The 13,909-nt window shown below is 64.2% G+C and carries 12 protein-coding genes; 10 read left to right on the forward strand and 2 right to left on the reverse strand.

Annotation, left to right across the window (positions count from 1 at the left end; all coding sequences use genetic code 11):
- The first annotated feature begins 45 nt into the window (after positions 1-45).
- The 4 genes from rng (at position 46) to tldD (ending at position 7,709) form a co-directional block, all read left to right on the forward strand.
- On the forward strand, positions 46-1,503 hold the full coding sequence (rng, locus tag CKW22_RS09440) for a ribonuclease G (RefSeq protein ID WP_033701120.1): 1,458 nt from the start codon (positions 46-48) through the stop codon (positions 1,501-1,503).
- Positions 1,504-1,585: 82 nt separating this feature from the next.
- A complete protein-coding gene (locus CKW22_RS09445) occupies positions 1,586-5,407 on the forward strand; it encodes a YhdP family protein (protein ID WP_095064049.1) in 3,822 nt (1,273 codons plus the stop codon).
- A gap of 8 nt (positions 5,408-5,415) precedes the next feature.
- A complete protein-coding gene (locus CKW22_RS09450) occupies positions 5,416-6,267 on the forward strand; it encodes a carbon-nitrogen hydrolase family protein (RefSeq protein ID WP_047581397.1) in 852 nt (283 codons plus the stop codon).
- Positions 6,268-6,269: 2 nt separating this feature from the next.
- Complete coding sequence (gene tldD / locus CKW22_RS09455) at positions 6,270-7,709, forward strand: metalloprotease TldD (RefSeq protein WP_033701116.1); 1,440 nt, start codon at positions 6,270-6,272, stop codon at positions 7,707-7,709.
- A 34-nt stretch (positions 7,710-7,743) separates the two neighbouring features.
- On the opposite strand, the gene yjgA is transcribed toward tldD, so the two are convergent.
- Positions 7,744-8,265 (reverse strand): ribosome biogenesis factor YjgA, encoded by a 522-nt coding sequence (gene yjgA / locus CKW22_RS09460; protein ID WP_033701114.1) that lies wholly within the window; start codon positions 8,263-8,265, stop codon positions 7,744-7,746.
- A gap of 108 nt (positions 8,266-8,373) precedes the next feature.
- On the opposite strand from yjgA, the gene pmbA reads away from it, so the two are divergent.
- From pmbA to CKW22_RS09490, 6 genes are all read left to right on the forward strand, one after another.
- Positions 8,374-9,720 (forward strand): metalloprotease PmbA, encoded by a 1,347-nt coding sequence (pmbA, locus tag CKW22_RS09465; RefSeq protein ID WP_033701112.1) that lies wholly within the window; start codon positions 8,374-8,376, stop codon positions 9,718-9,720.
- 137 nt (positions 9,721-9,857) lie between these two features.
- Positions 9,858-10,259: a hypothetical protein gene (locus CKW22_RS09470; protein WP_033701111.1), complete on the forward strand. Its 402-nt coding sequence runs from the start codon at positions 9,858-9,860 to the stop codon at positions 10,257-10,259.
- Positions 10,252-11,628 carry a lyase family protein gene (locus CKW22_RS09475; protein ID WP_033701110.1) on the forward strand — a complete coding sequence of 459 codons (1,377 nt, stop codon included), beginning with the start codon at positions 10,252-10,254 and terminating at the stop codon, positions 11,626-11,628. Before CKW22_RS09470 ends, CKW22_RS09475 begins: the two co-directional genes overlap by 8 nt.
- Positions 11,629-11,649: 21 nt before the next feature.
- The gene (locus CKW22_RS09480; RefSeq protein ID WP_033701108.1) at positions 11,650-12,111 is read left to right on the forward strand and encodes a hypothetical protein; all 462 of its coding nucleotides are present in this window, start codon (positions 11,650-11,652) and stop codon (positions 12,109-12,111) included.
- Position 12,112: 1 nt separating this feature from the next.
- Positions 12,113-12,724 (forward strand): superoxide dismutase, encoded by a 612-nt coding sequence (locus CKW22_RS09485; protein ID WP_033701107.1) that lies wholly within the window; start codon positions 12,113-12,115, stop codon positions 12,722-12,724.
- A gap of 11 nt (positions 12,725-12,735) precedes the next feature.
- Positions 12,736-13,629 (forward strand): ZIP family metal transporter, encoded by an 894-nt coding sequence (locus CKW22_RS09490; protein ID WP_047581410.1) that lies wholly within the window; start codon positions 12,736-12,738, stop codon positions 13,627-13,629.
- Between the two features lie 5 nt (positions 13,630-13,634).
- Here CKW22_RS09490 and CKW22_RS09495 read toward each other — a convergent pair whose 3' ends face one another.
- Positions 13,635-13,907, reverse strand: a complete 273-nt coding sequence (locus CKW22_RS09495; RefSeq protein WP_033701105.1) for an HPr family phosphocarrier protein — start codon at positions 13,905-13,907, stop codon at positions 13,635-13,637.
- Positions 13,908-13,909 lie beyond the last annotated feature (2 nt).

A 13,909-nucleotide genomic window follows, 5' to 3' on the forward strand; every position in this document is an offset into this window, starting at 1 on the left:
CCTGCGCGATCCATCATTATCCAAGACCTTTGACGAGAGCCTGCCATGAGTGAAGAGATCCTGATCAACATCACCCCGATGGAGTCACGTGTGGCGGTGGTGGAAAACGGGGTGCTGCAGGAAGTGCACGTCGAGCGCACCCAGCGCCGCGGCATCGTCGGCAATATCTACAAGGGCAAAGTGGTACGCGTGCTGCCCGGCATGCAGGCGGCGTTCGTCGACATCGGCCTGGAGCGGGCTGCCTTCATCCATGCCTCGGAAATTTCCCAGCGCGAAGGCTCGGCGGTAGAAAACATCACCGCGCTGGTGCATGAAGGCCAGGCGCTGGTGGTACAGGTGACCAAGGACCCGATCGGCACCAAGGGCGCCCGCCTGACCACGCAGTTGTCGATCCCTTCGCGCTACCTGGTGTACATGCCGCGCAGCAGCCATGTCGGTATTTCCCTCAAGATCGAAGACGAAGCCGAGCGTGATCGCCTCAAGCAGGTGGTCAGCAGCTGCATGGACAGCGAGAACATCAAGGACGCCGGCGGCTTCATCCTGCGCACTGCCGCCGAAGGCGCCCGCGCCGAAGAGATCCTGCAGGACATTCGCTACCTGCGCCGCCTGTGGGAACAGATCGGCAGCCAGATCCAGACCTGCGGCGCGCCCACGGTAATCTACGAAGACCTCGGCCTGGCCCTGCGTACCCTGCGCGACCTGGTCAACCCGAAGATCGAGAAAATCCGCATCGACTCGCGGGAAACGTTCCAGAAAACCACGCAGTTCGTCGGCGAATTGATGCCGGAGATTGCCGATCGGCTCGAGCACTACCCTGGCGAGCGGCCGATCTTTGACCTGTACGGTGTCGAAGACGAGATTCAGCGTGCCCTGGAGCGCAAGGTGCCGCTCAAGTCCGGTGGCTATCTGGTGGTCGACCCCGCTGAGGCAATGACCACCATCGACGTCAACACCGGTGCCTTCGTCGGCCATCGCAACCTTGAAGAAACTATCTTCAAGACCAACCTTGAAGCCGCTACCGCCATTGCCCGGCAACTGCGCCTGCGCAACATCGGCGGCATCATCATCATCGACTTCATCGACATGGAAGATGAAGAGCATCAGCGCCAGGTGCTGCGCACCCTGGAAAAGCAGCTCGAGCGTGATCACGCCAAGACCAACATCATCGGCATCACCGAGCTGGGCCTGGTGCAGATGACCCGCAAGCGCACGCGTGAGAGCCTCGAGCAGGTGCTCTGCGAACCCTGCCTGGCGTGTCAGGGCCGTGGCAAGCTGAAAACCCCCGAGACCATTTGTTACGAGATCTTCCGTGAGATCCTTCGCGAAGCCCGTGCCTACCAGGCCGAGGGCTACCGCGTACTGGCCAACCAGAAGGTGGTCGACCGCCTGCTGGACGAAGAGTCGGGCAACGTGGCGGAGCTTGAAACCTTCATCGGCAGAACTATCCGCTTCCAGGTCGAGTCGATGTACTCGCAGGAACAATACGATGTGGTGCTGCTCTGAGGCTTACCAAAACGCAGCACAGGATGGCCGGGCTGGCAAAACCGGTACTTGGGGCCATCATGGATAAACGACCTGGAGGGCCATGGCCATGGGACGTCTGAACCGCGTTCTTGTCGCCTTGACTCGCTGGGGGCTGGGCTTGTGTGCGCTGCTGGCGGTGCTGGTGGCGTTGTATGTCAGCCTCGGCCGGCAATTGGTGCCGTTGGTGGCCGAGTACCGAGCCGATGTCGAGAGCAAGGCCGAACAGGCGTTGGGCCTGCCAGTGCATGTCGGTGCCCTTGAGGGGCGCTGGAGCGGGCTGGCGCCTGTGCTGCGCGTTCGCGACCTGCAATTGGGCGAAGGCGCCACCGCGTTGCGCCTGGACGACGTCAAGCTGGTGCCGGACTTGTGGGCCAGCCTGACCTCCCGCGAGGTACGCCTGGCGCGTATTCAGTTAGGCGGCTTGCAACTGATCCTGCGCGAAGATGAGCAAGGCGCCTGGAACCTCGAAGGGCTGCCGAAAAAAGACGATGCCCCCCTCGACCCCGCCGAGTTGCTGCAGCGCTTGCGCCAACTGGGGCGTATCGATGTATTCGACAGCCAGGTTACCTTGCAGCCCTGGCAGCGCGACCCCCTGACCTTGACGTATGTGAGTGCCGGCCTGCAGGCCGGTGCCTCGCGCCAGGCCCTCGACGTGCGCGCAACCCTGCCGGACGGCCAGCCCCTGGCGCTGAACCTGCGCAGCCGCGCGTCGGCCAAAGCCTGGCAAGACGCTGAGGTTGCGGCATACCTGAGCCTGCCGCAGAGCGATTGGGCGCGCTGGTTGCCGCCGCGTCTGCTGGGCCAGTGGCAGGCTGACGCATTGCGCGCCGGGGGCGAGTTCTGGGTCGACTGGCGCCAAGGCCAGTTGCAACACGCGGTGGTCCGTGTCAATGCGCCAACGCTGCAAGGTGCGTATGCCGGGCGCAAGGCCGCAACCTTGGACAACCTGGCGCTGGCCGCTTGGTTCCAGCGCAGCCCGCAAGGCTTCGATGTGAGTGTCGATTCCCTGGCCATGAGCATCGGCAAGACCCGTTGGGAAACCCATCTGCAGTTACGCCAGCGCCCTGGGCAGGCACCCGCCGACGAGCGCTGGGAAGTGCAGGCCGACCGCCTTGACCTCACTCCGCTGACCCCATTGATCGATGCCTTGGCACCGCTGCCGGATAACCTCATGGCCGTGGTCGACGGCCTGAAGGTCACCGGCGCGCTGCGCAACTTGCGCCTGGAGGCGCGGCCCAAGGCTGAGGGCGACCAGCGGCTGCAATTTGCCGCCAACCTGGAGCAGGTCGGTTTCAACGCCTACCACGGTGCCCCGGCGGCCGGCAACGTCAGTGGCAGCATCAGCGGCGACCTGGGCCATGGCGAGCTGCGGCTCGACACTGAGGCCTTCATGCTGCACTTGTACCCGATCTTCGCCAAACCTTGGCATTACCAGCAGGCCAATGCCCGCCTGACCTGGGCCCTCGACAAGCAAGGCTTCACCCTCGTCGCGCCGTACCTCAAGGTGCTGGGCGAGGAGGGCAAGATCGCCGGTGACTTCCTGATCCGCCTGCTGTTCGAAGAGGGCCGCGAGGACTACATGGACCTGCGCGTCGGGTTGACCGAAGGCGATGGCCGATACACCGCCAAATACTTGCCGGAAGTGCTCAGCCCGGCCCTCGACGAATGGCTGCGCAGTGCGATCGTCAAGGGCACCGTGGATGAGGGCTACTTCCAGTACCAGGGTTCGCTGAACCACGGCGCCGCCCCGGAGGCTCGCAGTATCAGCCTGTTCTTCAAGGTGCGTGACGCGGCGCTGGACTTCCAGCCCGGCTGGCCTCAAGTGCAGCAGGTCGATGGTGACGTGCTGATCGAAGACAGTGGTGTGCGCATCAAGGCCCACCATGGCCTGCTGCTCGATACCAAAGTCAGTGACGTCAGTGTCGACATCCCCCACGTCGAAGGCGACCAGCACAGCCATCTGTACCTGGATGGCGATTTTGACGGCAGCCTGGGTGACGGCCTGAAAATTCTCAAGGAAGCCCCGATCGGGACGGGTGAGATCTTCGCCGGTTGGGAAGGCGAGGGCCCGCTCAAGGGCAAGGTCAAGCTCGATATCCCCCTGGCACATGGGCAGCGGCCCAAGGTCAAGGTGGACTTCGCCACCGCTGACGCCCGCCTCAAGGTGGCCCCGCCAAGCCTGGAGCTGAACCGCCTGAAGGGCGACTTCAGTTTTGACTTCGACAAGGGCCTGAGCGGCAAGGACATCAGCCTGCAGGCGTTCGGCAAACCGGTGACCGCGCAGATCGTCGCCGAGGGCGAGCCAGGGCAGATGCAGACCCGCATCAACGCCAACGGCCAGGTTTCGCTGAAAGCGCTGACCGAATGGCTGCAGTTCAACCAGGCGTTGCCTGCCTCGGGCGAGCTGCCCTATCAGTTGCAGGTCAACCTGGGTAGCCGGGACAACAGCCTGAACGTCAACTCGTCGCTCAAGGGGTTGGCGATCGATTTGCCGGCACCCTTCGGCAAGGCTGCGGCGGATACCCGCGACAGCCGCTTCAGCATGAACCTGCAGGGCCAGGAGCGGCGCTTCGACGCCAGCTATGCCGACCTTGCACGCTTTGCCTATGCCGCGCCCGGCGACAAACTGGCCCAGGGCCGCGGTGAGCTGCTGCTGGGCACAGGCCAGGCGCAAGTGCCAAGCGGCCAGGGGCTGCGGGTACGCGGGCACCTGGAAACACTGGACCTGGCGCCCTGGCAAGCGCAGATGGCCAGCCTGGGCGGTGACGACCCTGGTGGCAGTGCCCGGCAGAGCCTGCAAAGCGTCGACCTGAGCATCGGCCAGCTCAAAGCCTTCGGCATGGACCTGAATCAGGCGGTGGTGCGTCTGGCCCGTGGTGGCCCGGCGTGGGACCTGCGCCTGGACAGCAAGGAAGTCATCGGCAACGCGCGCGTACCCGACGCCAAGGCCGCGCCCATGTCGGTGCGCCTGCAGACCTTGCGCCTGCCAGCGGCGGACCCGGCCCAGGCGCAGGCCGAGGAGGGGCCCGACCCGTTGGCATCATTCGACCCGCGCAAGGTACCTGCCCTGGACCTGCGCATCGACAAGCTCTACCGTGGCGACGACCTCTACGGCAGCGCATCGATCAAGTTGCGCCCGACCGCGCGTGGCGTATCGGCAGACGATATCGACCTTGACTTCAAGGGCCTGCGCATCGATGGCGGCGGTGGCTGGGAAGGCCCGCCGGGCAGCAGCAGTAGCTGGTACAAAGGGCGCCTGGACGGCAAGAACCTGGCCGATGTGCTCAAGGCGTGGGGGTTTGCCCCCACCGTGACCAGCCGCGATTTCCGCCTGGATGTCGACGGCCGCTGGCCGGGCTCACCTGCCTGGGTGGGCTTGAACCGCTTCTCCGGGAGCATGGATGCCGCCCTGCGCACCGGCCAGTTCGTCGAAGTCGAAGGCAGTGCCCAGGCCCTGCGCGTGTTCGGCCTGCTCAATTTCAACTCCATCGGCCGCCGCCTGCGCCTGGACTTCTCCGACCTGTTCGACAAAGGCCTGGCCTATGATCGGGTCAAGGGCCTGCTGGTGGCCAGCAATGGCGTCTACGTGACCCGCGAGCCGATTACCGTTACTGGCCCGTCGAGCAACTTCGAGCTCGACGGTACCCTCGACCTGGTCCGTGACCGGGTGGATGCCAACCTGCAGGTGAGCCTGCCGGTGACCAACAACCTGCCGCTGGCCGCCCTGATCATCGGCGCACCTGCGGTGGGGGGCGCGCTGTTCCTGGTCGATCGCTTGATCGGCGACCGGGTATCACGCTTTGCTAGCGTGCATTACCGCGTCGAGGGGCCGTGGAAAGAGCCTAGAATCACATTTGTGAAACCTTTCGAGAAATCGCGCTAGGAGTCTTCATGAAGGCAGCGGTGATCCAGATGGTCAGTCAGGACGACGTGCTGGCCAACCTGCAGCGTGCCGGCGCCCTGCTTGAACAGGCCGCGCTCGGTGGCGCACGCCTGGCCGTGCTGCCAGAAAACTTCGCCGCCATGGGGCGCAAGGATGCTGCAGCGATCGGCCGCGCCGAAGCCTTGGGCGAAGGGCCGATCCTGCCATGGTTGAAACGCACCGCGCGCGACCTCAAGTTATGGATTGTTGCCGGCACCTTGCCGTTGCCACCGGTCGGCCAGCCTGATGCCAAGGCCCATGCCTGCTCACTGCTGATCGACGAGCACGGTGAAGTGGCGGCACGCTACGACAAGTTGCACCTGTTCGACGTGGACGTCGCCGACAACCGAGGCCGTTACCGTGAGTCCGACGACTATGCCCATGGCGCGCAGGTGGTGGTGGCCGATACCCCGGTGGGGCGCTTGGGCCTGAGCGTATGCTATGACCTGCGCTTCCCCGAGTTGTACAGTGCCTTGCGCGCTGCCGGGGCCGAGCTGATCTCCGCGCCAGCCGCCTTCACTGCGGTGACGGGCGCGGCGCACTGGGACGTGCTGATTCGCGCGCGTGCCATCGAGACCCAATGCTACCTGTTGGCCGCAGCGCAGGGCGGCACCCATCCAGGCCCACGGGAAACCCATGGGCATGCAGCGATCGTCGACCCTTGGGGGCGGATCGTTGCGCAGCAGGCGCAGGGCGAAGCGGTATTGCTCGCCGAGCGCGACACTGATGAACAAGCGTCCATTCGGGCGCGCATGCCGGTGGTTTCGCACCGGCGCTTTTTCTCGCAGGACGCCTTGCGGCCTGCGCACACCTCGGAGTGACTATGAGCCAGATGTTATCCACCGTCAGCGAGCAGCTCCTGGCCCCAGGCGGGTTGACCCTGGACAGCCTGCAGGCTGTGCTGGGTGAGTTGGCCGGCCCGGGCATCGATGCCGCCGACTTGTATTTCCAGGGCCAGATCTCGGAAACCTGGGCGCTGGAGGACGGCATCGTCAAAGAGGGCAGCTTCAACCTCGACCAAGGCGTGGGCGTGCGTGCCCAGTCCGGTGAAAAGACCGGCTTCGCCTACAGCAACGCCATCAACCTGGAGGCACTGACCTCGGCGGCCCGTGCCGCGCGTTCGATCTCCCGTGCCGGGCAGAATGGTACGGTCCAGGCTTTCCGCAGCCAGGATGTGACGGCCCTGTATGCGCCGGACAACCCCCTGGATGTGCTCAGTCGGGCCGAAAAGGTCGACCTGCTCAAGCGTGTCGATGCCGCCACCCGCGCGCTGGACCCGCGTATCCAGCAGGTCAGCGTGAGCATGGCCGGGGTCTGGGAGCGCATTCTCATCGCGGCGGCCGATGGCAGCCTGGCCGCCGACGTGCGCCCGCTGGTGCGCTTCAACGTCAGCGTCATCGTCGAACACAATGGCCGCCGCGAGCGCGGTGGCCAGGGTGGCGGCGGGCGTACCGACTACCGCTTCTTCACCGAAGAGAAGGTCATGGGTTATGCCCGTGAGGCGTTGCGTCAGGCCCTGGTGAACCTGGAGGCGATTCCTGCCCCGGCGGGCACCTTGCCCGTGGTGCTGGGGCCGGGCTGGTCGGGCGTACTGTTGCATGAAGCGGTGGGCCATGGCCTGGAAGGCGACTTCAACCGCAAGGGCAGCTCGGCGTTCAGCGGCCGGATCGGTGAGCAGGTGGCGTCGAAACTGTGCACCATCGTCGACGACGGCACCCTTGAAGGCCGCCGCGGTTCGTTGAGCGTGGATGACGAAGGCACCCCGACCGAGTGCACCACGCTGATCGAGAACGGTGTGCTCAAAGGCTACATGCAGGACAAACTGAACGCCCGCCTGATGGGCATGGCCGTGACCGGCAATGGCCGCCGCGAATCCTACGCCCATCTGCCGATGCCGCGCATGACCAACACCTACATGCGCGCGGGCGAAAGCGACCCGCAGGAAATCATCGCTTCGGTGAAGAGGGGCATCTATTGCGCCAACCTGGGCGGTGGCCAGGTGGATATCACCAGCGGCAAGTTCGTCTTCTCCACCAGTGAGGCTTACCTGATCGAAGACGGCAAGATCACCGCGCCGGTCAAGGGTGCAACGCTGATTGGCAACGGGCCGGAGGCGATGAGCCGGGTGTCGATGGTCGGCAATGACCTGGCGCTGGACAGTGGCGTCGGCACGTGCGGCAAGGATGGGCAGTCGGTGCCGGTAGGGGTTGGGCAGCCGACGTTGAAACTCGATGCGATTACCGTCGGCGGGACCGGGGCGTGACAGGTGTGGGGGCTGCGCAGCAGCCCCTGGGCAATCAGCGCAATCCGCGCTGCAGCTCGTCGAGGTCGCGGATGTACTTGAACACCTTGCGCGCGGCGGCAGGCGGTTTGTTACGCGCCTTCTCGTGCTGGGCATGGCGGATCAGCGAGCGCATTTGCTGGCGATCGGTATCGGGGTACTCGTTGACGAAGCGTTCGAGGTCTTCGTCATTGCCGTCGATCAACCGGTCGCGCCAGCGCTCCAGGCCGTGGAAACGCTCGTTGTACTGGCGGGTCGAGCTGTCCATCTGTTCGAGCAAGGCATGGATGGCATCCAGGTCCTGCACACGCATCAGCTTGCCGACAAACGACATGTGGCGTTTGCGGGCACCGTGAGCGGTGTGCTTGCTGGCCTCGGCCAGCGCCTTGCGCAGCTCGTCGGTCAACGGCAGGCGTGCCAGGGTGTCGGCCTTGAGCGTAGTGAGGCGCTCGCCGAGTTCGACCAGTGCATGCAGTTCGCGCTTGATCTGGGTTTTGCTTTTTTCGCCGTCGAAGGCGTCGTCGTTTGAATCAACCATGGTGGCAGTCCGCTAGAAATCGCCGCCATGATAACCAGTCGGGGGCCGCTTGTCCGGCCCGGTCGTAGAATGACCCTCGCCGAACGCAGAATTTGAGTGGAGAGAACCATGAGTGCAGTCCAGAGCGTAGGTCCGAAAGACCTGCCAGCCTTGCAGGAGCAGGTCGAAGCGATCATCGCCGAAGCGCGTCGCCAGGGCGCCAGTGCCTGCGAAGTGGCGGTCTCGCTGGAGCAAGGCCTGTCCACCACGGTGCGTCAGCGCGAGGTCGAAACGGTCGAGTTCAACCGTGACCAGGGCTTTGGCATCACCCTCTATGTCGGCCAGCGCAAAGGCTCCGCCAGTACCTCGGCAAGTGGCCCCGAGGCGATCCGCGAAACCGTAGCCGCCGCGCTGGCGATCGCCAAGCATACGTCCGAAGACGAATGCTCCGGCTTGGCCGACGCCGCCCTGATGGCCCGCGATATCCCGGACCTGGACCTTTACCACGACTGGGACATCGAACCCGAGAAGGCGATCGAGATGGCCCTGGCTTGCGAGGCCGCGGCGTTCGACGCCGATTCACGCATTCTCAATGCCGATGGCACCACGCTCAACACTCACCAAGGGTGCCGAGTGTATGGCAACAGCCACGGCTTCATCGGCAGCTACGCCTCGACCCGACACAGCCTGAGCTGCGTGATGATCGCCGAGGGTGATGGCCAGATGCAGCGTGACTACTGGTATGACGTAAACCGCCAGGGCAATTTGTTGGCCGACCCGCGCAGCATCGGCCAGCGTGCGGCCCAGCGTGCGGCCAGCCGCCTCGGCGCGCGCCCGGTGCCGACGTGCGAAGTGCCGGTGCTGTTCTCGGCAGAGCTCGCCGGCGGCCTGTTTGGCAGCTTCCTGTCGGCCATTTCCGGCGGCAACCTGTACCGCAAGTCGTCGTTCCTTGAAGGCACTATCGGGCAGCGGCTGTTCCCAAGCTGGCTGACCCTCGATGAGCGCCCGCATATTCCCCGGGCCTTGGGCAGTGCTGCGTTCGACGGTGACGGCCTGGCGACCTACGCCAAACCGTTCGTCGACAAGGGTGAGCTGGTGTCGTACCTGCTGGGGACCTATTCCGGGCGCAAGCTCGGCCTGCCCAGCACGGCCAACTCCGGTGGTGTGCACAACCTGTATGTGACCCACGGCGTCGAGGACCAGGCGGCCCTGATCCGCCGGATGGGGCGTGGCTTGTTGGTGACCGAGTTGATGGGGCATGGCCTGAACATGGTCACGGGCGACTATTCGCGTGGGGCTGCAGGCTTTTGGGTCGAGAACGGCGAGATCCAGCATGCGGTCCAGGAAGTGACCATCGCCGGGAACATGAAGGACATGTTCCAGCAAATCGTGGCGATCGGTAGCGATCTTGAGACCCGCAGCAATATTCACACGGGCTCGGTGCTGATCGAACGGATGACCGTTGCCGGCAGCTGAGTGGCCGCCTGATCTACAAAACCCGGCCTGCGCGCCGGGTTTTTTTATACCTGCTTACTTCCTGCTTTGGTCGATGCCCTCTTGAAGTGATTCTATTTATCACTTAATAATGAATATCATTACCCAGTTGCTTGGCGATGGTGTTCATGAAATCCGTCCTCCACGAGTTGCCCTACCTGGAAAACTGGCGCTGGCTCAGCCGGCGCATTCGCTGCGCGCTCGAGCCCGATGAGCCGCGCCTGATCGAGCACTACCTGGCCGAAGGCCGCTACCTGGTGTGCTGCACCGAAACCTTGCCATGGACGGTGGCCCTGACCTCCTTTCGCCTGCTCCTGGATACCGCTTGCGACCGCATGCTGCCCTGGCATTGGCGCTGCCTGTGCCTGGACCAGGCCTGGCGACCCTTGCTCGACCTGCGCAACCTCGACCGCCGCGAACAGAACCAGCGCTGGCAGCCCTACGCCCTGCAATTGGCCAATTGCGTGCTGCTGCCTTCGATTTCTCCCGATGAACTGATGCAAGGATTAGACGATGAGTAATACCCGTATCGAGCGTGACAGCATGGGTGAGCTGCAGGTGCCTGCCGAGGCCCTGTATGGCGCCCAGACCCAGCGCGCGGTCGACAACTTCCCGGTCAGCGGCCAGCGCATGCCGGCCCAGTTCATTCGCGCATTGCTGCTGGCCAAGGCCGCAGCGGCCAAGGCCAACATCGAGCTGGAGCAGGTGAGCGCGGAGCAAGGTCAGGCCATCGTCAAGGCAGTCGAACAACTGCTGGCGGAAGATTTCATCCAGCATTTCCCGGTGGATGTGTTCCAGACCGGTTCCGGCACCAGTTCGAATATGAACGCCAACGAGGTGATCGCCACCCTGGCGACCCGCGTGCTGGGTAATGCGGTCAATGCCAACGACCATGTGAACTGCGGCCAGAGCAGCAACGACATCATCCCGACCACCATCCATGTCAGTGCCGCCCTGGCGCTGCACGAGCAACTGCTGCCAGCGTTGCGTCACCTGGTACAGGTGATCGAGGCCAAATCGCAGCAGGTACACCCATTCGTCAAAACCGGCCGTACCCACCTGATGGACGCCATGCCCGTGCGCATGAGCCAGGTGCTCGACGGCTGGGCAGCACAAATCAAAGGTGCGCAGGCGCACATCGAGGCGACCCTGCCGAGCCTGCAGGCGCTGGCCCAGGGTGGTACGGCGGTGGGGACGGGCATCAACGCCCACCCACAGTTCGCTGCCGGCTTCGCGCGCCAGCTCAGTGCCCTGACCCAGGTCGAGTTCACCCCTGGGCAGAACCTGTTTGCCCTGATCGGCTCGCAGGACACCGCCGTAGCCCTTTCCGGCCAGCTCAAGACTGCTGCGGTGGCGCTGATGAAAATCGCCAACGACCTGCGCTGGATGAACTCCGGCCCGTTGGCCGGCCTTGGCGAGATTGAACTGCAAGGCCTGCAGCCTGGCTCTTCGATCATGCCGGGCAAGGTCAACCCAGTGATCCCGGAAGCCACTGCCATGGTGGCTGCGCAGGTCATCGGCAATGACGCGACCATCGCCATTGCTGGACAGTCGGGCAACTTCGAGCTGAACGTGATGCTGCCGGTGATCGCCCGCAACCTGCTGGAAAGCATCGAACTGATGGCCAACGTCAGCCGCTTGCTGGCCGACAAGGCCATCGCCACGTTCAAGGTCAATGAAGGCAAGCTCAAGGAGGCGCTGGCGCGCAACCCGATCCTGGTCACGGCGCTGAACCCGATCATCGGCTATCTCAAGGCCGCCGAAATCGCCAAGACCGCCTACAAGCAGGGCCGCCCGATCATCGATGTGGCGCTGGAGCATACCGACTTGTCGCGCGACCAACTGGAAGCGCTGCTCGACCCGGAAAAACTCACCGCCGGCGGGATCTGACCCCGGCGCAGGAGACACGCCATGCAGCACTGGAAACGCACCACCGAAATGGCCAACCACCTGTTCGAGCAAGGTGAGTGGGTCGATGCACGGGAACACTACCTGCAAGCCCTGGCGCTGGCCCAGGTGCTGTTCGAGCGCTGGCATGACGTCGACGAAGCGGTGGCGGTGTTCGTCATCGCTCACCACAACCTGGCCGACCTGCACCTGCGCCTGAACCAGCCGCACGAGAGCGCCGACTACCTGTGCTCTGCGCATCAGCGCCTGCTGCAGGCCAGCCAGGAGGCCCGCTTGCCCCAGGCGCTGCGCGATGCCGCGCTGCGCCACAGTGGGCGCACCTACACCGAGTTGCTGAATTTCATCGCCGAGTACGGCCAGTACCCGCGCACCGAGCGCCTGCTCAACCGTCACGCACCCGAGGCCAGCGCGCTGGCCGCGAAGGCAGACGTGACACCCAGACCCCACGCTTACGGAATCCACTGACATGCCACACACCTTGCCTGCGTTGCCCTATGCCTACGATGCGCTGGAACCGCACATCGATGCCCAGACCATGGAGATTCACCACAGCAAGCATCACCAGACCTATATCAACAACCTCAACACCGCTATCGAAGGCACCGAATGGGCCGAGTGGCCGGTGGAGCAGTTGGTCGGCGCGGTCAAGCAGTTGCCAGAGAAGCTGCAGGCTGCGGTGATCAACCAAGGGGGTGGCCACGCCAACCACACGCTGTTCTGGACCGTGATGGCGCCACAGGGTGGCGGCCAGCCGCACGGTCAGGTGGCCAAGGCAATCGAAGCCGAGCTAGGTGGTTTCGACGCCTTCAAGGACGCGTTCACCAAAGCGGCACTGAGCCGCTTCGGTAGTGGTTGGGCCTGGCTCAGCGTCACCCCGGAAAACAAGCTGGTGGTTGAAAGCAGCGGCAACCAGGACAGCCCGCTGATGCACGGTAATACGCCGATCCTGGGGTTGGACGTGTGGGAACACGCTTACTACCTCAAGTACCAGAACCGTCGCCCTGAATACATCGGTGCCTTCTACAACGTCGTCGACTGGGCGGAAGTAGAACGTCGTTATCTCGAAGCCTTGAAGTGAGTCGATCCGGTATGCGTTCACAGGTGTTGTCCGTCAGCAGCGTGCGTCTGTTTCGCCTGGCGATAGGAACCTTGCTGTTGCTGGTCGGCACTGCGCTGTTGATGGCGCAGGGCATTGCCTGGCTGGGCCTGGAACCGCGCATGTTGCGCGCCCTCGAGGGGGGCGCACTGTGCGCGTTGGGGACGGCGCTGGGCGCGGTACCGGTGTTGGTGATACGTAATATGCCGGTGGCCCTGGCCGACACACTGCTGGGCTTCGGCGCCGGCGTGATGCTGGCGGCCACCGCGTTTTCCCTGATCATTCCGGGGCTGGAAGCGGCTCAAGGTATCGGCTTCAGCCCCTGGGGCGCGGGCGGCCTGATCAGCTTTGGCTTGATGTTCGGCGCCTTGTGCTTGTTTCTGGTCGACCTCAAGGTTTCCGGCGCCTCGCCGGAAGCCTTGGTCGGCACGGATAACCAGCCAGTGATCGCCGCGCGAATCTGGCTGTTCGTGATTGCCATCATTGCCCACAACATTCCTGAAGGCATGGCCATCGGCGTGTCGGCGGGTGGCGGTATGGCGGATGCCGACAGCCTGGCCATGGGCATCGCCTTGCAGGATGTGCCTGAGGGCCTGGTGATAGCGCTGGTGCTGGCGGGGGCGGGCATGCCGCGGTTCAAGGCGTTTCTGATCGGAGCCGCTTCAGGCCTGGTCGAACCCGTGGCTGCGGTGATCTGTGCCTGGCTGGTCAACGTAGCCGAACTGCTGCTGCCGTTGGGGTTGGCGTGTGCGGCGGGAGCGATGCTGTTGGTGGTGACCCAGGAAATCATCCCTGAGTCGCGCAGCAATGGGCATCACCGCTTGGCCAGCCTGGGGCTGTGTATCGGTTTCTGCCTGATGATGGTGATGGACACCGCGATGTCCTGAGCGGTTTACTCGCCTTCGTCGAAGTAGTTGTTGATCAGCTCGATCAAAGCTTCCAGCGCTTCGTTGTCCTGTTCGCCTTCGGTCAGCAGGTGCACCTGGGTGCCTTTGCCTGCCGCGAGCATCATCACTGCCATGATGCTTTTGCCGTCCACCAGCTTGTCGGGCGCGCGGCCCACGCGCACCTGGCAGGGGAAGCGCCCGGCCACGCCGACGAACTTGGCTGCCGCCCGGGCATGCAGGCCCAGCTTGTTGATGATGGTGATTTCGCAGGCGGGCATCG

It is taken from the genome of Pseudomonas sp. Irchel s3f19 (assembly GCF_900187555.1).
GTDB classification, from domain to species: Bacteria; Pseudomonadota; Gammaproteobacteria; order Pseudomonadales; family Pseudomonadaceae; genus Aquipseudomonas; species Aquipseudomonas capeferrum.